This window comes from Patiriisocius sp. 208BN25-11 (genome assembly GCF_058147145.1).
Genome location: NZ_JBYVJY010000017.1, coordinates 1 through 18536 on the forward strand (window position 1 = coordinate 1; position 18536 = coordinate 18536).

At 37.0% G+C, this 18536-nt stretch carries 16 protein-coding genes; 10 read left to right on the plus strand and 6 right to left on the minus strand.

Annotated features, from left to right (window positions below):
- Positions 1–303: 303 nt before the first annotated feature.
- Both ribH and ACY2RS_RS14600 read right to left on the minus strand, forming a co-directional pair.
- The gene (gene ribH / locus ACY2RS_RS14595) at positions 304–801 is read right to left on the minus strand and encodes a 6,7-dimethyl-8-ribityllumazine synthase (RefSeq protein ID WP_490099404.1); all 498 of its coding nucleotides are present in this window, start codon (positions 799–801) and stop codon (positions 304–306) included.
- Positions 802–844: 43 nt separating this feature from the next.
- Positions 845–1621 (minus strand): tetratricopeptide repeat protein, encoded by a 777-nt coding sequence (locus ACY2RS_RS14600; RefSeq protein ID WP_490099405.1) that lies wholly within the window; start codon positions 1619–1621, stop codon positions 845–847.
- A 150-nt stretch (positions 1622–1771) separates the two neighbouring features.
- On the opposite strand from ACY2RS_RS14600, the gene recF reads away from it, so the two are divergent.
- The 3 genes from recF (at position 1772) to ACY2RS_RS14615 (ending at position 4011) form a co-directional block, all read left to right on the plus strand.
- Positions 1772–2851, plus strand: a complete 1080-nt coding sequence (recF, locus tag ACY2RS_RS14605; protein ID WP_490099406.1) for a DNA replication/repair protein RecF — start codon at positions 1772–1774, stop codon at positions 2849–2851.
- Positions 2852–3247: 396 nt separating this feature from the next.
- On the plus strand, positions 3248–3664 hold the full coding sequence (locus ACY2RS_RS14610) for a lipocalin family protein (RefSeq protein WP_490099407.1): 417 nt from the start codon (positions 3248–3250) through the stop codon (positions 3662–3664).
- A gap of 50 nt (positions 3665–3714) precedes the next feature.
- On the plus strand, positions 3715–4011 hold the full coding sequence (locus tag ACY2RS_RS14615) for a DciA family protein (protein WP_490099408.1): 297 nt from the start codon (positions 3715–3717) through the stop codon (positions 4009–4011).
- Positions 4012–4263: 252 nt separating this feature from the next.
- Here ACY2RS_RS14615 and ACY2RS_RS14620 read toward each other — a convergent pair whose 3' ends face one another.
- Positions 4264–4683, minus strand: a complete 420-nt coding sequence (locus ACY2RS_RS14620; RefSeq protein WP_490099409.1) for a nucleoside-diphosphate kinase — start codon at positions 4681–4683, stop codon at positions 4264–4266.
- Positions 4684–5521: 838 nt separating this feature from the next.
- Here ACY2RS_RS14620 and ACY2RS_RS14625 point away from each other — a divergent pair.
- The 3 genes from ACY2RS_RS14625 to ACY2RS_RS14635 are packed head-to-tail and all read left to right on the plus strand — an operon-like array spanning position 5522 to position 8205.
- Complete coding sequence (locus ACY2RS_RS14625; RefSeq protein ID WP_490099410.1) at positions 5522–6532, plus strand: DHH family phosphoesterase; 1011 nt, start codon at positions 5522–5524, stop codon at positions 6530–6532.
- 1 nt (position 6533) lies between these two features.
- A complete protein-coding gene (gene gldI, locus ACY2RS_RS14630) occupies positions 6534–7088 on the plus strand; it encodes a gliding motility-associated peptidyl-prolyl isomerase GldI (protein WP_490099411.1) in 555 nt (184 codons plus the stop codon).
- A 10-nt stretch (positions 7089–7098) separates the two neighbouring features.
- A complete protein-coding gene (locus ACY2RS_RS14635; protein ID WP_490099412.1) occupies positions 7099–8205 on the plus strand; it encodes a peptidylprolyl isomerase in 1107 nt (368 codons plus the stop codon).
- Positions 8206–8320: 115 nt separating this feature from the next.
- Here the strand turns inward: ACY2RS_RS14635 and lysM are convergent, their stop codons facing one another.
- Together lysM and ACY2RS_RS14645 are read right to left on the minus strand one after the other, a co-directional pair.
- On the minus strand, positions 8321–8818 hold the full coding sequence (gene lysM / locus ACY2RS_RS14640; protein ID WP_490099413.1) for a peptidoglycan-binding protein LysM: 498 nt from the start codon (positions 8816–8818) through the stop codon (positions 8321–8323).
- Between the two features lie 47 nt (positions 8819–8865).
- A complete protein-coding gene (locus ACY2RS_RS14645) occupies positions 8866–10317 on the minus strand; it encodes an aminoacyl-histidine dipeptidase (RefSeq protein WP_490099414.1) in 1452 nt (483 codons plus the stop codon).
- A gap of 97 nt (positions 10318–10414) precedes the next feature.
- On the opposite strand from ACY2RS_RS14645, the gene ACY2RS_RS14650 reads away from it, so the two are divergent.
- The 4 genes from ACY2RS_RS14650 to ACY2RS_RS14665 all read left to right on the plus strand — a co-directional run bounded on the left by ACY2RS_RS14650 (position 10415) and on the right by ACY2RS_RS14665 (position 17598).
- The gene (locus tag ACY2RS_RS14650; protein ID WP_490099415.1) at positions 10415–11914 is read left to right on the plus strand and encodes a serine hydrolase domain-containing protein; all 1500 of its coding nucleotides are present in this window, start codon (positions 10415–10417) and stop codon (positions 11912–11914) included.
- A gap of 12 nt (positions 11915–11926) precedes the next feature.
- Positions 11927–12997, plus strand: coding sequence for a DUF3810 domain-containing protein (locus ACY2RS_RS14655; protein WP_490099416.1), 1071 nt, complete (start codon positions 11927–11929; stop codon positions 12995–12997).
- Between the two features lie 314 nt (positions 12998–13311).
- Positions 13312–16287, plus strand: coding sequence for an amidohydrolase family protein (locus ACY2RS_RS14660; RefSeq protein WP_490099417.1), 2976 nt, complete (start codon positions 13312–13314; stop codon positions 16285–16287).
- A gap of 18 nt (positions 16288–16305) precedes the next feature.
- A complete protein-coding gene (locus tag ACY2RS_RS14665) occupies positions 16306–17598 on the plus strand; it encodes an amidohydrolase family protein (RefSeq protein WP_490099418.1) in 1293 nt (430 codons plus the stop codon).
- A gap of 81 nt (positions 17599–17679) precedes the next feature.
- Here ACY2RS_RS14665 and ACY2RS_RS14670 read toward each other — a convergent pair whose 3' ends face one another.
- Positions 17680–18468 carry a hypothetical protein gene (locus ACY2RS_RS14670; protein ID WP_490099419.1) on the minus strand — a complete coding sequence of 263 codons (789 nt, stop codon included), beginning with the start codon at positions 18466–18468 and terminating at the stop codon, positions 17680–17682.
- Between the last annotated feature and the right edge of the window lie 68 nt (positions 18469–18536).

Genomic DNA, 18536 nt, shown 5'->3' on the forward strand with positions numbered 1-18536 from the left:
TTAGCAATTAGCAATTAGCAATTAGCAATTAGCAATTAGCAATTAGCAATTAGCAATTAGCAATTAGCAATTAGCAAAAATTAAAAAACTAAATATCTCATAAACTTTTAAACACCTAAACTTATAAACAAAACTACATTGCTACTTTGGAACTTTGCTACTTTGAAACTTTGAAACTTTGAAACTAGAATATAGATTATGGATTATGGATTATGGACGGAACGCTAATGAAACAAATTAACTCCACAACAATAAACAATAAACAATACTAAAAACTGTAAACTGCTACTGAGCACTGCTCACTTAAAAGGTAGCATCCTTACGTAACTGCGCCATTTTAATTGCAGCAATAGCTGCCTCAGTGCCTTTGTTACCATGGGCGCCTCCACTTCTATCGATAGCTTGCTGCATGTTATTGTCTGTCAATACACAAAAGATAACAGGAATATCACCTTGTATGTTTAAGTCTTTAATTCCTTGAGCAACGCCTTCACACACAAAATCGAAATGTTTTGTTTCTCCTTGAATCACACTTCCAATGGCGATGACAGCATCTAGCATGTCATAACTTTGGGTCATTTTTTTGCACCCGTAAATAAGTTCGTAACTACCAGGTACATTCCAACGCACAATGTTTTCTTTAATACCTCCGCAATCTAAAATAGCGTCGAAAGCACCTTGAAACATTCCATTCGTGATGTCTGGATTCCATTCTGAAACAACAATCCCAAACCGAAAATCTTTCGCGTTTGGGATTGTAGCTTTATCGTATGCCGATAAATTTGTATTTTTTGTAGCCATACTTCGATTACACTCAGTAATCTTACTAAGTGACTTTTTTAGTTTAGTTCATAGCTTCTGCCTGACTCAAATAAGCTTTCGCTTTTGAAGCCTCGGCAGCACTTCCGTACTTTTCTGTTAGTGTTTTGAAGTGTGTAGCTGCCTTTGTAGCATTTCCTAACTTCATAGCAACGATACCCGCTTTTAATAAAAAACGTGGTGTTGTAAATTCGTTGTCTTGCATTGCAACCGCAGCCTCATAATACTCTAGCGCTTTGTCGTTTTGATCTAACTGAACAAATGCATCACCAATAGCTCCTTTAGCTAAAGGACCTAACATAGCGTCATCACTCTTAAAGTTATCTAAGTAGCTAATTGCATTTTTGTAGTCATTGATATTTAAATATGCCATACCAGCGTAATAGTTCGACAAATTAGCTGCCTTTGTACTACCATACGTATCAATAATGTCTAAGAAACCATACTTACTGTTTCCACCGTTTAAAGCAAGATTGTATAATGAATCCTTAGCCGTTACGTTGGTTAAAGCCTCATCGAAATATTGTTGCGCTTGAAACATTTCGCTCATCGCTTCTTTCTCTTTTGGCTCTTGAATAAAGTTTACAAATGCCAAATATGCCAAAACACCAATCGCAATAGCTCCTACTGCAATAAGGATTGCTTTTTGGTTTTTCTCAACCCATTCTTCTGTTTTGTTAGCAGTTTCATCTAAGGTATTAAATACCTCAGCTGTTGTACTGTCACCTTCCAAAACTTCAAGATCTTTCTCTACTTCTGGTTTCGATTTTATTTTTCCGCCTCGTTTCTTGTACGTTGCCATAGTTCTATTTTGTTGAACCGCAAAAATAAAATTTTTATCAGAATATAAAAGCGAAAAGATTTGTTATTTTTCAATAATTTGCAAGAGGAAAAATATGCCAAAATGAGCGCCCTTTTTTCTTCGGAAATATGAGCCAAACTACTGACGTTAATGCAACTAGAACAACTTTCTTTACTCAACTACAAAAACTTCGAATCGGAAACATTTAGCTTCGATGCAAAGATTAACTGCTTTGTGGGTCATAATGGGGTAGGAAAAACCAACGTTTTAGACGCTATTTATCACTTATCGTTTGGAAAGAGCTATTTTAATCCTATTACAGGACAAAATATGCGGCATGGCACCGACTTTTTTGTGGTCGAAGGCACCTACAAAAAACAAGACAAACCCGAAAAAATTATTGTAAGTGCCAAGCGCGGAAATAAAAAAGTATTAAAGCGCAACGGAAAAGTCTACGAGAAATTTAGTGAACACATTGGCTTCTTGCCGCTAGTCATGATTTCTCCAGCAGATAGAGATTTAATTATTGAAGGAAGTGATACCCGTAGAAAGTTTATTGACGGTGTCATTTCTCAGGGAGACACAGAGTATTTACAGAACCTCATCAATTACAATAAAGTGTTATCACAACGTAATTCTCTATTAAAATACTTTGCTGCCAACCAAACGAACAATCAAGACACGCTTGATATTTATGACGAGCAACTAACACAATACGGAACGCTCATATTTCAGAAGAGAGCAGCCTTTTTAGAAGCCTTTCTTCCTATCTTTTTGGAGCGTCACAAAGCCATAAGCAATGGTGCCGAAGCAGTTTCATTGGTGTATAAAAGTCAGTTAGAAGATGCCACACTATTAAGCTTGTTGAAGAATAATATTTCTAAAGATAAAATGATGCAATACACCGGCTTTGGGATTCATAAAGACGACTTAGTGTTTGAAATTGACGGACACCCAATTAAAAAGTTTGGCTCGCAAGGACAGCAAAAATCATTTTTAATAGCTCTTAAATTGGCGCAATTCGATTTTATCAAGCAATTAAAAGGCGTCACTCCTATTTTATTATTAGATGATATTTTTGATAAACTGGATGAGCAACGCGTATCACAAATTATCAAGTTGGTACACGATGATGCCTTCGGACAAATATTTATCAGCGACACCCACGCAGACAGGACCGAAGCCGTGGTGAAGGAGATTCATAAGAGTTATACGTTGTTTAAATTGTAATAAATATATTCCCTTCGACTCCCGAAATTTCGGGACAGGGTGACAATAGCACTTTTAATTGTCATGCTGAGCCTGTCGAATCACAGTTCCGAAATTATAAATTTTGACCCTTTTGAACCAGGAACCAAGAGACAAGACTCAATTAACAATTAACAATTAACAATTAACAATTAACAATTAACAAAAATAGAAACCTTCTAACTAAACAACTCAACACATCGACTTATTAACTTATCAACACAAAAAACTATTAACGGCACCAAACTTTTAAACCCATAAACACCTAAACTCATAAACTACTTTTTTAACTTTGCTTCTTTGCTTCTTTGCTTCTTTGCTTCTTTGCTTCTTTGCTCCTCTGTAACTTTGTAACTTTGCTACTTTACATTCACTACTATGAAAAAATATATCTTTCTAATCGTAACAACGACACTATTTATAAGCTGCCGCCAAAACCCAACAGAACTAAAACAAAACCTTTCTGGTTATTGGGAGATTGAAAAAGTAGTTAATCTTGAAGGTGACGTAAAAGAGTTTAAGATTAGCACTATTGTAGATTATATTCACATAGAAGGCGATACTGGAACCCGCACCAAGGTGAGTCCGCAACTTGATGGAACCTTTAAAAATAATGGTAGTGTAGAAACATTTACTATAGATGTAAGTTCTGGTGAGCTTGTGTTGCGTTACAAAACCCCACAACACACCTGGAACGAAAAAGTAAAAAAGGCCACCCAAGAAAAATTACTAGTAGTAAATAACGAAGGAAAAGAATATTACTACAAACGTTTTAGTAAATTTACCATAGAATAAAATTATAGAAGCAACCCAATCACTATTCACCAATCACAGTTCACCAAAAAATGGCAAAAAGAAACACAGAAGAATCCAGCATAGGTGATGTTTTAAAAGCATTTATCGGCAATGGCAAATTAGCCAAAGGCCTAGATAAAGTGGACGCTAAAAATGCCTGGTTAAAAGTCATGGGAACTGGAGTAGCAAACTACACGAACGAGGTGATTTTAGAAAGAGATGTGCTCTATGTGCAATTGAGTTCGTCGGTACTAAGAGAAGAGTTAAGTTATGGAAAAGAAAAGATTGTTCGTTTATTAAACGAAGAGCTGGGTAAGGCACTTATAGATAAAGTGGTATTGCGGTAACTTAGATGACAGACCGCTTCGCTGCTAGAAGCTAGACCGCTGACGCTGTTAGATGTTGAGTAAAATTTAAAAAATAGTACAACACCTAAACTCATAAACATTTAAACATATAAACTCTCTCCAACAGTGAGCAACGCGAACGATCTATCAGTGAACGAAGTGAACGGTCTAACCTCTAGCAGCGCAGTGGTCTAAATAAAAAAGCCGCTCATCAAGAAGACAAGCGGCTTTTCTAATTTTATAAGGATATTACTAGAACATCTCTCTTCCAGAAAAATGGAAAGCACCTTCAATAGCAGCATTCTCGTCGCTATCACTTCCGTGAACTGCATTTTCTCCAATAGAAGCAGCATATAACTTACGGATTGTTCCTTCTGCAGCATCTGCAGGGTTGGTAGCACCAATAAGGGTTCTAAAATCTTCTACAGCATTATCTTTTTCTAAGATAGCAGCAACGATAGGTCCACGCGTCATGTACTCCACCAACTCTCCGTAAAACGGACGCTTGCTGTGTACTGCGTAAAATTCCTTCGCATCTTGCGTAGTCATGTGGGTTAATTTCATTGCAACGATTCTAAAACCTGCTGCGTTTATTTTTTCAAGAATAGCACCAATGTGTCCTTTTTCAACACTATCAGGCTTTAACATTGTAAACGTTCTGTCTGTTCTCATGATTTTTTTAAATTTTGTGCAAAAATAACCTTTTATGTTACATTTCTAAGCAGAATATAGAAAAAACAATACATGGTAACAATTATTTAAAGGAATGCTGTGTTTTTCTTCGGAAATAGTAGCACTCGGGACGCATTAGATGACGAATAACGAATGTTGAATGTTGAATGACTATAATTGAAACAAGAACCAAGAGACAAGACTCAATTAGCAATTAGCAATTAGCAATTAGCAATTAGCAATTAGCAATTAGCAATTAGCAATTAGCAAAATTTAAAAAATCTCAAATACATCTAAACTCTTAAACACATAAACTTATAAACTTTTGTTTGATGACCGATGACGGGTGACGGGTGACGGGTGACGGAAAATAAGTATTCAGTGTTCAGTAGCAGTTGGCAGAATTTTTTGATTTGAAAATGTGGCAATTTGAAAATTGAGTTACTAATAAAAAGCTTTGCTCCCTTTTTGTTCCGAAGCCTCGGGAGGGGTAAACAAAGCTTTTGCAGGATGATTTTTGATACTGAAAACTAACCCTTCGACTAGCTTAGGGTGACAAGTATGATTTTTCAAAAATTAGATACATATCAACTAAACAACTCAACGCATCGACTCCTAAACCATAAATTTATAAACTTTTTGTCTTTAAAACTTTGTCACATTGAACCTTTGCCACTTTGGAACTTTTAAACCCATAAACACTTAAACTCATAAACTTCTTAAATAGTGAGCAAAGCGAATGGTCTAACTTCTATCTACCGTAGACGGCCTAACTCCATAAAAAACCCTCTAAAATTTCCGAAGCAAATACTTCTAATAATCGTATCTTCGCAGTTATATGAATAAGACGCTTACCTCTCAACTAAAAGAACTCCTTACTACTTCAAAAAAATGTGTGATTATAGGGCACAAAAACCCCGATGGAGATGCCGTTGGGTCTACTTTAGCGCTTGATTTATTTCTAAAAGCCATAGGCCAAAACAGTCAAGTAGTACTCCCAAACGATTTTCCAGATTTCTTGAAGTGGTTACCAGCTACAAACACCATTTATAATTTCGAAAAGCAAAATCAACAAGCCGTTAGAGCTATTGAGGAAGCGGAAGTGATTTTCACCTTAGACTTTAACTCACTATCACGTGTAGGAGATGTCCAAGGTTTTCTTGAGAAAAGCTCAGCAAAATTTGTGATGATAGACCATCATCAACAACCAGATGACTATGCGTTTATTACCTATTCTGATGCAAAAATGGGTTCTACTTGCGAAATGGTCTACCATGTTATTGATGCTTTAGACGGTGAACAATATATTACACCAGAAATCGCAACACTTTTGTACACAGGAATTATGACAGATACTGGATCTTTTCGTTTTCCATCTACAACAGCTACAACACATCGCGTGATTGCTTCTTTAATAGAACATGGCGCTCAAAATGCACAAATTCATCAAAATATATACGATACAAATTCTCCTTCAAGGATAAAATTGCTAGGAATTGCACTAGACAATCTAGTAGTACTAAAAGAATTTAATACGGCTTACATCACCATATCACAACAAGAACTAGACGATAATCACTTTAAAAAAGGAGATACCGAAGGTTTTGTAAATTATGCTTTATCTGTTTTTGGAATTGTTTTCGCAGTGATTTTCATTGAAAACAAGCAAGAAAACATTGTAAAAATATCATTACGTAGTAAAGGTACTTTCTCAGTAAACGAATTTGCGAGAACACATTATAACGGCGGAGGGCATACCAATGCTGCTGGTGGTAGAAGTGAATTAACATTAGCAGAAACGGTCACACAATTTATTAGTATATTGCCTGCTTATAAAGATACCCTTTAAAATGACCCGAATCCTCATTCTTTGTTCCCTACTCTTTGGTTTATGGAGCTGCCAAAGCCCAGAAGCCAGAAAACCTGTAAAATCTTCTTCCGGAAGTTTTATTGAGGCATCTGTTGAGCGGAATAAAAAAATATATGAACAGGAAAAGGCTAGCATTCAACAACTCATTGATGCCGATACCCTAAACAATTATATTTCTTCAGAAAACGGATTCTGGTATACCATTACTAAAAAAGATAGTTTAGGAGTACAACAAAAACCTGTTTTTGGCGATATTATTAAGTTTACGTACAACGTCAAAGATTTAAATGGAAACATGATTGTAAGCGCCAAAGAAAATGGTGTACAAGATTATAAGGTAGATCAATCCAATCAAGAATTAATCTCTGGTATTAGAGATGGCATTAAATTACTCAATGTGGGTGAAAGCGCTCGATTTATTTTTCCGTCATACAAAGCGTATGGCTATTACGGCATCGAAAAGAAATTAGGCACCAACGTACCTATTATAAGCGACATAACATTATTATCAATAAATCAAACCCAAGAAAACTAGTATTATTATCATGAAAAAGTTCTCATTATTAGTATTATTAACACTGGCCGTTGCGTCATGTCAAAACAAATACCCAGATCTAGAAAATGGCGTATATGCTGAAATCATTACCAACAAAGGAACCTTTGTTGCAAAACTATATAACGAAGCTACGCCTTTAACGGTATCTAACTTTGTTTCGCTTGCAAAAGGAACCAATGATATGGTTGATGACAAATACAAAGGCAAGAAGTTTTTTGACAGTATTATTTTTCACCGTGTCATCAAAGATTTCATGATACAAGGTGGAGATCCAACAGGAACTGGAAGAGGAAATCCAGGATATAGATTCCCAGACGAAATTGTTCCATCATTAGTTCATGATAAAAAAGGTATTTTATCTATGGCTAACAGTGGACCTGGAACTAATGGGAGTCAGTTTTTTGTAACTCTTAAAGAAACACCTTGGTTAAATGGTAAGCATACTGTTTTTGGAGAAGTGGTAAAAGGTATCGAAGTAGTAGATGCTATTGGTGTTGTTGAAACAAAAAAGCCTGGCGACAAACCTGTTGAAGATGTAATGATTCAAACAGTTAACATCATCAACAAAGGTGGACAAAAAATTGCAGCGTTCACAGATGCAATGGCTAAAATTGAAGAAGAAAACAAAGCCAAAAAAGAAGGAATTGCGAAGATGGCTGAAGGTCTCAAAAATAAATTTGACACTAACAAAAAAGAAGCACAAGCATTAGATTCTGGTCTTAAGTTATTCTGGGACAACAAGGGCAATGGACAACAACCAGTAGAAGGAACCAAAGTCATGGTAAACTATGCTGGGTATTTAGCTAGTAACGGACAATTGTTCGATACAAACAGAGTACTTGTGGCAAGAGATTTTGACATGGTAGATCCACAACGTAAAGCTAGAAACATGTATGCACCTACACCTATGTCATACAGTAAAGATGCACAACTAAACCCAGGGTTTAGAGAAGCATTACTTAGCATGAAAGTTGGCGATAAAGTTACTGCCTATGTTCCTTCTCATTTAGGATACGGAGAACGCGGTGCTGGAAATGTGATACCTCCCAACTCTGATTTAATATTCGAAATGGAGATTGTTGGAATACAAGAATAGTATTTACATTTCTTTTTCGTCTGCTAAAGCTTAATACGACACGCAAGCGGAAATATTAGTAAAAAGAAAATCCCGATAGTTTGACTATCGGGATTTTTTTATGCATTAAAATATTCTAGTCCAAGGTAGGGATTCTTAATACTTGTCCTGGATAAATTTTATCTGGATGCGATAGCATAGGTTTGTTTGCTTCAAAAATTACAGGATACTTCATGGCATCTCCGTAAACCTTTTTAGCAATCTTACTTAAGGAATCACCAGAAACAACCGTATGAAAAATTGCAGCAGGCGCTTCAATCTCAACAGTCATTTCATCAGAAACCTCAGCAATACCATTTGTATTTCCAACAACAAGAATCGCTTTCTCTTTCGCCTCTTGACTGCTGGCTGCTCCGTGTATGGTAGCCCTGTCACCATCAATAGACACAAATAGATCTTCTATTCCTAATTCCATCTCATTGATGCTATTAATTAAACGTTGCGATACACGTTGATTTTCGAATTTTGCTTTCTCAGCAGCCTCCATGCGTGCTTCTGCAGCTTCTTCTTCTGTAGTTTTACCAATACCAAATACTTTGGCTCCGGCATTTTTAATAAATGAAAATAATCCCATAATGTTTAAAATGTTTTATTGTTATCCCCTAAAGGTACATTTAATTCTTACTTTTTGGGAATGTTCTTTAAAATTTCCAAAACAAAATCCCAATATTTTTGGGCACTAGAAATACTAGCACGTTCATCTGGAGAGTGTGCACCTTTTATGGTAGGCCCAAAACTTATCATGTCCATTGCTGGGTAATTTTGCCCTAAAATACCACATTCTAAGCCTGCATGACAAGCAGCTACATGGGGTTTTTCTCCATTCATTCTTGTATACAATGCTTCTAGCACTTTTAAAATAGCGCTATCCATATTAGGCGCCCATCCTGGGTATTCTCCAGAACAATCTACACTATATCCTGCCAATTCAAATACAGAAGTCAATGTGTTTGCCATATCATCTTTAGAAGACTCCACAGAAGAACGCGTTAAACATTCGATTTTTAGAGCTCCGTTTGCTACAGTAACTTTTGCAATGTTGTTTGAAGTTTCTACCAAATCTTCTATGGCTGGGCTCATTCTAAACACTCCATTATGTGCAGCATAGATCGCATTAATAAATGCCGTTTGATCTTTCATAGCCATCACTTTTGGTGGAGAAGCCACTTTTTCTGTTTCTATGGTAAGCTCTGGCTCCAATAATTTGTATTCGTCTATAATAGCAAATTGGGTTTTCTCCATTTCCAATACAAAGGCAGAAATATCTTCTATTTTTACAACAACCGTTGCTACACTTTCTCTAGGGATGGCATTACGCAAACTACCACCAGCCAAGGATGCAATATGTGCTATTCCTTTGGTAGCAGACAACAAACGATTCATCATTTTATTAGCATTTCCTAGTCCTTTAATGATGTCCATTCCGCTATGACCTCCCTGTAAACCTTTTACGGTTATGGTATAGGCTTGTCCGTTTGGAGCAGCCACTTCTTCATAACTTCCAGTGGCAGTTACATCTACTCCACCTGCGCAACCAACTCCTATTTCATCATCCTCTTCAGTATCTAGGTTTAAAAGAATTTCTCCTTGTAACACGCCGCCTTTTAATCCCATAGCACCCGTCATACCCGTTTCTTCATCGATGGTAAACAAAGCTTCAATCGCAGGATGCTCAATGGTATCACTTTCAAGAATTGCCATAATAGTTGCAACACCTAAACCATTATCGGCTCCTAGGGTTGTTCCGTTGGCACGTACCCAATCTCCATCAACATACATCTCAATACCTTGCGTGTCAAAATCGAATGTAGTATCGTTATTTTTTTGATGCACCATATCTAAATGAGATTGCATCACAATCATTTTTCTATCTTCCATACCCGGAGTCGCAGGCTTTCTAATAATTACATTCCCTACCTCATCTTCTATGGTTTCTAGATGTAGAGCAGCACCAAAATCTTTCATGAATTGAATAACACGTTCTTCTTTTTTTGAAGGTCGTGGAACTGCATTTAAATCTGCAAATTTATTCCATAGTGGTTGTGGTGATAGGTTTCTTATCGCTTCATTCATAATTGTATCGTTTTAGTATCGATTTCTTCTTGTTACAAAGTTACATCTATTTCTTTTTTGGTACTTTTAAAAGTTCATAACATTTCAGAAAATACTATTGAAAAAATTCTTCCTCACTGTACTCCTATTTTGTTCCATAACTTCTCTTAGTAAAGCACAAGCGTTAGAGAACAGTCTACAAACTGTTTTTGAAGACTACAGCTTAATGGGCATGTCCGTTTGGGTAGAGGTAGTAGGAGAAGCACAACAATTCCATTTTGGATTAAAAGATTTTGAAAGAAATTTACTCGTTGATCCACAAACTCACTATAGAATTGCCTCCATCTCAAAATCTTTTACTGCCTTAGGTTTATTAAAACTCTACAGCGATGGAAACTTCGAATTAGATGACGATATTTCTAGCTATCTAGGGTATACAGTCCGCAACCCTAACTTCCCAAATATGCCTATTACATTTAGGATGTTATTATCCCACACGAGTTCGCTGCAAGATGGAGATGGGTACAATCCATTTTTAAATGCGACGTATAATCAGATCCCAATTCCTAACATTCAAGAGTTATTAGTTCCTGGCGGAAATTTTTACACTCCAAATATGTGGCGCAGCAATACCCCTGGGACTTACTTTGCATATAGCAATATTAATTTCGGGCTCATAGGCACTTTAATTGAAGCCATTAGTCAACAACGATTTGATGTTTTTATGAAATCTGAAATTTTAGAACCCCTAGCCATTGCTGGAAGCTTTAATATTTCAGACATCAACGACATAAATGATGTCGCTGTTTTATACAGAGCCAATAACGGAATTTGGAACCCTCAATGGGACAACTACCAAGGCATCCCTCCTACAGCACCAGACTTAAGTAATTACAATCCAGGCACTAACGGACTCTACTTCGCGCCTCAAGGAGGTTTGCGTATTTCTGCAGAGGAAACAGGTAAATTTTTACAATGTATTGCAAGCAATGGAGCATTTAGCAACATAGCCATTGCAGAAGAAGTACTACAAGAAATGAAAGCCATTGCATGGAATTATACTGGGGCGAATGGAGACAACTATTTTGGACTTTTTAACCGTTGGGGATTGGGAATACACCACGCCAATGTTTTTGATGGCGATGCGATTTGTAGTACTCTAAACACAACAGCGCTTGGTCATCCTGGAGAGGCCTATGGTCTTATTAGTGATGCATATTTTTTCGAAAATCAGGATGTTGCCTTTACGTTTATTACTAACGGAAAATTAACTTCGTATCAATCTGGAAACAATAGTTCATTTTATCAAGTAGAAGAAGCCATTTTTGAAGTGCTATGCACCTATTTTGAGGCTGCTTTAGGCATCGAGGACAAATTCAATAACTCTTTTAGTATAAGTCCTAATCCAGCAGATGAGTTTATCATAATTACAAGAAATGACTCAAATCATGAGCTATCGTATCAATTATTTGATATTTTAGGGAAATCAATTCTTAAAAAACAAACCACTTCGCAAAAAGAGGTTCAAATCCCAATTGCCAGTGTTCCACAAGGAGTCTATTTTTTGAAAATTTCAGAAAACAACAAATCATTTATCCAAAAAATTAGCATTAAATAGTTATTTTCGAATATGCTCAAAAAGAAATCTACGCTTATAATTGCGCTGTTATTACCAGTGCAAATTTTATTGATACAGCTTTTAAAATACAATCCGGCCTTTGTAGAAAAATGGTATTCTCTAGGATTGTATCCATGGATTGGCAAAATTTCTAGAACCCTTTGGGGATGGGTACCTTTTTCAGTAGGAGATATTTTTTATACCGCTATCGCAGTAGTTGCTATACGTTGGATCTATAAGAATAGAAAAAACTTTAGGTACGAACCTGTGCGTTTAGTTGCTGAAATTTTAGCGCATGTCTCTGTAGTTTATTTCATGTTTCATATGTTATGGGGGTTTAATTATTATAGAGAACCTTTGAGAAAAACGCTCAACCTTGGCAATGATTATACTACCGAACAACTTATAGACATTACCAACAGACTCATTTCAAAATCGAACAGCTTACACCGCTCTTTAGGATATGCGGACAGTGTAAAGATTGATCTTCCGTTTACACACAAAGAGCTTTTTAAGCATACCGAAAACAGTTTCGACAATCTTGAAAAAACATTCCCCAGCCTTTCTTTGGAGCCGAGAAGTGTAAAAAAGAGTATTTGGAGTTTGGGTCTTACCTATATGGGCTACAGTGGCTATCTCAACCCTTTTTCAGGAGAAGCCCAAGTAAACGGACTTATAAAATCGTATAAATTTCCTGTGGTTGCTTGCCATGAACAAGCACATCAGTTAGGATATGCCAAAGAGAATGAAGCCAACTTTATTGCTACATTAGCTGCCTTGCACAACGACAATGATTATATAAAATACTCAGGCTATATTTTTGCTTTGCGTTACTGTGTAAACGAATTATCGTATCGAGATAAAGAGATGTATTACGAAACCCTTGAAACCATAAATCCTGGGATTTTAAAAAGCTACAAAGAAATGCGTGATTTCTGGGATAGTTACAATAACCCTTTCGAAGAACTATCGAAAGCTTGGTACAATCTCTTCCTAAAAGCGAACAACCAACCCAAAGGGATCAAGACCTATAGCTATATGGTAGCGCTAATGGTTAATTATTATGGTGACAGGGAGCTTTAGGTTGGTGATTGGTGATTGGTGATAAAAGTTTTAAAATAGTTCACACTTATAAACTCATAAACACCTAAACCTATAAACTATTATTTGTCCATCTTCTATCAGTGAGCATCCGCGAACGATCTAACATCTGTCAGCGTAACGGTCTATCATCCAACAGTGAACGAAGTGAACGGTATAACAGCGAAGCGGTGCATCATCTCAGCCGTCTTTAACACCAAGTTATGATTATTTTAACACCAATACGCACCGAAGTCCCATAGTTATCTTAGTATCTTTAACGACAACAATCAACTAAAAACAAATAACACGTTCTTATGAAAAAAGTAACACTTCTAGTGCTCGCTTTATGTGTGTCTTTTATTGGAATCTCGCAAGATTATTTTCCGAAAAACGATGGCGTAAAAGAGACCAATGCCAATTACACGGCATTTACAAATGCAACACTATTTGTATCCCCAACCAAAAAAATTGAGAATGCTACGCTCCTTATCAAAGAAGGAAAAGTGGTACAATCTGGAAAAAATGTAACCATACCAAACAATACTGTAGTGGTAGATCTGGATGGAAAATACATTTACCCATCCTTTATTGATCCATACACAGACTTTGGTGTAAAAAAGGCAGAACGCGCTAAAGGAAATGGCCGTTCGCCACAATATAGCGCTACTAGAGAAGGCTTTTATTGGAACGATCATATCATGCCAGAAAAAAATGCCATCGATCATTTTACATACGATAGCAAAAAAGCCGCTACCATGCGTAAAGAAGGTTTTGGTGTAGTGCAAACCTTAAGCATGGATGGAATTGCTCGTGGAACAGGCGTACTAGTAGCCCTTAATGACGATGGTAACGAAGCCACTAGAATCATTGACGACGCTTCTGCACAGCATTACTCTTTCTCTAAAAGTGTTACTAGCAGACAATCGTATCCAGGTTCGCTTATGGGAGCTATGGCATTATTGCGCCAAGTATACCAAGATGCAGATTGGTACAGTAAAGGAAATGTAGCTACCAAAGACAGATCTTTGGAGGCTTTGCTTAAAAACAAAAACAAAGTATCCATTTTTGAAGCTGGAAATAAAAGCAACAACCTGCGTGCCGATAAAATTGGAGACCAGTTTGGAATCAATTATGTTATTGTGGGTGGTGGAGATGAGTATGAAATGATACAGCAAACCAAGGCAAGTAATGCTAGTTATATCATTCCATTAAACTTCCCAGATGCCTATGATGTTAGCAATCCGTATATGGCAAATTATATCTCTTTGTCAGATATGCGTGCCTGGAACCAAGCGCCTACCAATCCAAAGGCATTACAAGACAACGGAGTCCCTTTTGCGCTTACGACCTACAAATCTGAAAAGCCAAAAGACTTTACAAAAGATCTTCATACAGCTATCACCTATGGCTTAGACAAAACCAAAGCTTTAGAAGCACTTACTACACAACCAGCACGTATGCTTCAAATTAGTGATAAAGTAGGTACGCTTGAAAATGGAAAGTATGCTAACTTTTTAATTACCTCTGGAGCTCTTTTCGAAAAAGAAACCACACTTTATGAAAACTGGGTACAGGGAACACGAAGTGTCATTAATAGTATGGACCAAACCGATATTAGAGGCGAATACAATTTAGAAGTAGCTGGAAAAAGTTATGCCTTAGAAATTAGTGGAGAAGCAGCAAAACCTAAAGCTAAAATAACGATTGGAGAAATAGAGTATCCAGCAAAGTTAAAGTATGTAGATAATTGGATGACACTTTCTTTTACAGACAAAGAAGCCAATGAGGTATATCGTACTACTGCTATCATTCCTAAAAACAACATAAATATTTCAGGAAAAGCGGTATTGCCCAATGGTCTAGAAACTTCTTTTTATGCCAATAGAAATATGGGAATTGCCAAGGAAATTTCCGAAGAAGAAAAAGACAAAAAAGACAAGAAAACAAAAGAGCCACGTGAAATCGTTCCTATGACCTACCCTAATGTGGGCTACGGAAATATTACACAACCACAACAGCAAAATATGTTGTTTAAAAATGCTACGGTTTGGACAGGTGAAGCAGACGGGATTTTAAAAGACACCGATGTACTTATTAAAAACGGTAAGATTAGTAAGATTGGTAAAAACCTTTCGGCAGGTGGTGCTGTGGTGATTGATGCTACTGGAAAACACCTTACGGCTGGTGTCATAGACGAACACAGCCATATAGCAGCACTTTCTATTAACGAAGGCGGACAAAACTCATCAGCAGAGGTAACCATAGAAGATGTGGTTGATCCAGAAGATGTTGATATCTACCGTAACTTAGCGGGTGGTGTTACTTCTATTCAAATATTGCATGGTTCTGCCAATCCAATTGGTGGACGCTCGGCCATTTTAAAACTGAAATGGGGAGAAGATGCAGATGGTTTGATTTATGACAACAGTCCGAAATTCATCAAGTTTGCTTTAGGTGAAAACGTAAAACAATCGAACTGGGAAAGCTATAGTCGTTTTCCACAGACGCGTATGGGTGTAGAACAATTGTACGTAAACTACTTTAACCGAGCAAAGGCTTATGACGCAAAAAAGAAAAATGGGAAACCCTATCGTAAAGATGATGAGATGGAGACCTTAGCTGAAATATTAAACGGCGAACGCTTTATTAGTTGCCATAGTTATGTGCAAAGTGAAATTAACATGCTCATGAAGGTGGCCGAAAAGTTTGGCTTTACCGTAAACACCTTTACACACATTCTTGAAGGCTATAAAGTAGCCGATAAAATGGCAGCACATGGCGTGGGAGGTTCTACCTTTAGCGATTGGTGGGCCTACAAATACGAGGTAAATGATGCCATTCCTTATAATGCAGCTATCATGGCAAGCCAAGGAGTTACTGTTGCCATTAATAGTGATGACGGTGAAATGTCTAGACGTCTCAACCAGGAAGCTGCAAAAACAATCAAATATGGAGGAATGAGCGAAGAAGAAGCATGGAAAACTGTAACCCTCAATCCTGCAAAACTACTGCATATCGATAATCGCGTTGGAAGTATAAAGGTAGGTAAAGATGCAGATTTGGTATTGTGGAACAACCACCCTATGTCTGTCTATGCTAAAGCAGAGAAAACAATTATAGAAGGGCGTACCTATTTCGATCTAGCTGAAGACCAACAAAAAAGAGCAGCTATCAAAGCCGAACGCAATAAGTTAATGGCCATGATGCTCGATGAAAAAGAAAATGGTGGAAAAACAAAACCTCCTACCAAAAAAGGAAACAAGCATTTTCATTGCGACACAGAATTTTAATCTATAACACGTATTATTATGAAAACTTTAAAACAACTATTTTTAATACTTACGGTTATAATTGGAACCACTGTAACCGCACAACAGACCCCTGCTCCTACTCAAAAAGGAGCGATTAGTATCACAGGTGCCACTGCTCATATTGGTAACGGAACTGTGATAGAGAATGCTACCATAGTTTTTGAAAATGGAGTTATTACTGGTATTGGAGCCAAAGGCGTTATTCCTAAAGGAACCATTATAGATGCTACTGGAAAACATGTATATCCAGGGTTTATTGCTCCAGCAAAATCACTCGGACTCATAGAAGTAAATGCCGTAAGAGCAAGTGATGATCAAGATGAGTTAGGAGATATGATTCCTCACATTCGAAGTATTATTGCTTACAATGCAGAAAGTAAGGTGGTAGAATCTATGAGACCTAATGGTGTTTTATTAGGGCAAATAGCACCACAAGGAGGTACTATTTCTGGAACCTCATCTATTGTACAATTTGATGCTTGGAACTGGGAGGATGCTGCCATTAAAACAGACGATGGCATTCACTTACACTGGCCAAGCACCTTTAGAAGAGGTCGTTGGTGGATGGGAGAACCTAGAGGATATCAGCCTAATAAAAAGTACACAGAAGACGTTCAAGAAATTACTGCATACTTAAAAACAGCCAAAGCATTTGGAACTGGAACAAACCAAGAGGCCAATGAAGCCATGAAAGCGATGCAAGGTGTTTATAATGGAACTAAAAAGCTATATGTATATGCAGATGGCGAAAAGGAAATCATAGATGCAATAACCCTTAGCAAAGAAGCTGGTGTAAAAGAGGTGGTACTTATTGGTGGGTATGAAGCCTATAAGATCATCCCTTTTTTAAAGCAGCAAAATATTTCTGTATTGGTGCAACAAACACATGCTTTGCCTAAAACGGCAGACGACGATTATGACTTACCATACAAACTACCAAAACTATTAGTTGATGGCGGTTTAACGGTAGGGATTCAAAACAGTAATATGTCAAATTTCCAAACGAGGAATCTACCGTTCTATGCTGGGCAATTGGTAGGACAAGGTTTAGACAAAGAAACTGCAGTGCAGCTTATCTCCGGTAATACTGCCAAAATTTTAGGTTTAGACAAGTACGGCACTTTAGAAGAAGGTAAAAGTGCAACCCTATTTATTAGTGAAGGTGATGCACTTGATATGATAGGTAATAACCTTTCAAAAGCCTTTATTGATGGACGTGATATTTCTTTAGAAACCCACCAAACCGAACTTTGGAAGCGCTATATGGGGAAATATAATAGTCAGAAATAAAATAATTTTTTTAGGCTTTAAATATAAAAAACGGCTCACAAAATTATCTGTGAGCCGTTTTTCATTGGTATCATCTACTATTTATTCCTCAACACTCATTGCAGCAGCTGGTTTTTGAAACACGCTATTATCTAATACTGTTTCAGTAACAGTTACCTTATCAAATGTTCTATCTGCTTTTGGCGTTGTTGGTTTGTTTTCTTCGACGGTATACCATGTTAACTTTTTAGGCAATTGCAAACCGTTTACTTCTTGCCATTCTGCATATTTAATATAGCTCCAACGGTCACTTTTCTTTCCAGTATTTCCTGTTACAGTATATCCTAACCATGTCATTTGATTTGTAGCAGGGTTACTATAAATAATGTACTCATCGGTAGATGAATAGCCTATACCGTCTTCAAAACTAATTTTGGTAGCATTATGCATCACCCCTTCTAATGCTGTTTGTGGCATCTCAGTGTAGATTACTCCGTCATCTCCTACAGCAAAAGGCATGGCATAGAAATAAAACATCAGGTTTTTGTAGAATATTGCATTGCCTTTATAAGCTTCTGGCTCATTTTGTAGCACCCAGCTTTTTGAATCATAGCTACCAACGCTCCAGTTTTTATGTTCAATTTTTTCATTTCTATTCTTTAAATCTATAGTGTGTACTTCTTGGCTTCCATTGCTGTTCATGGTAAAACAAAGATTGTTCATAGCATTCCATTGCGAGATGCTTCCATGCGCTTTAAAGATACTAGCTATCGCTGCTGGATATGCTTTGGCGCTCACCACTTCTTCTACAATCTCTTTTTCTTGTTTTTTTTCATTTCCGCAGGCCGCTAGTAGTAAAAAAGCACCAAGCGCTACTATTATTTTTTTCATGGTTATGATGGTTTTATTTGTAAATATAAAAAGCTTCCGATTTAGTCGGAAGCTTTTGCAAACCTTTC

Coding starts and splice junctions, on each gene's coding strand:
- ribH (WP_490099404.1), bottom strand. CDS start 801: ATGGCTACAAAAAATACAAATTTATCGGCATACGATAAAGCTACAATC.
- ACY2RS_RS14600 (WP_490099405.1), bottom strand. CDS start 1,621: ATGGCAACGTACAAGAAACGAGGCGGAAAAATAAAATCGAAACCAGAA.
- recF (WP_490099406.1), top strand. CDS start 1,772: ATGCAACTAGAACAACTTTCTTTACTCAACTACAAAAACTTCGAATCG.
- ACY2RS_RS14610 (WP_490099407.1), top strand. CDS start 3,248: ATGAAAAAATATATCTTTCTAATCGTAACAACGACACTATTTATAAGC.
- ACY2RS_RS14615 (WP_490099408.1), top strand. CDS start 3,715: ATGGCAAAAAGAAACACAGAAGAATCCAGCATAGGTGATGTTTTAAAA.
- ACY2RS_RS14620 (WP_490099409.1), bottom strand. CDS start 4,683: ATGAGAACAGACAGAACGTTTACAATGTTAAAGCCTGATAGTGTTGAA.
- ACY2RS_RS14625 (WP_490099410.1), top strand. CDS start 5,522: ATGAATAAGACGCTTACCTCTCAACTAAAAGAACTCCTTACTACTTCA.
- gldI (WP_490099411.1), top strand. CDS start 6,534: ATGACCCGAATCCTCATTCTTTGTTCCCTACTCTTTGGTTTATGGAGC.
- ACY2RS_RS14635 (WP_490099412.1), top strand. CDS start 7,099: ATGAAAAAGTTCTCATTATTAGTATTATTAACACTGGCCGTTGCGTCA.
- lysM (WP_490099413.1), bottom strand. CDS start 8,818: ATGGGATTATTTTCATTTATTAAAAATGCCGGAGCCAAAGTATTTGGT.
- ACY2RS_RS14645 (WP_490099414.1), bottom strand. CDS start 10,317: ATGAATGAAGCGATAAGAAACCTATCACCACAACCACTATGGAATAAA.
- ACY2RS_RS14655 (WP_490099416.1), top strand. CDS start 11,927: ATGCTCAAAAAGAAATCTACGCTTATAATTGCGCTGTTATTACCAGTG.
- ACY2RS_RS14660 (WP_490099417.1), top strand. CDS start 13,312: ATGAAAAAAGTAACACTTCTAGTGCTCGCTTTATGTGTGTCTTTTATT.
- ACY2RS_RS14665 (WP_490099418.1), top strand. CDS start 16,306: ATGAAAACTTTAAAACAACTATTTTTAATACTTACGGTTATAATTGGA.
- ACY2RS_RS14670 (WP_490099419.1), bottom strand. CDS start 18,468: ATGAAAAAAATAATAGTAGCGCTTGGTGCTTTTTTACTACTAGCGGCC.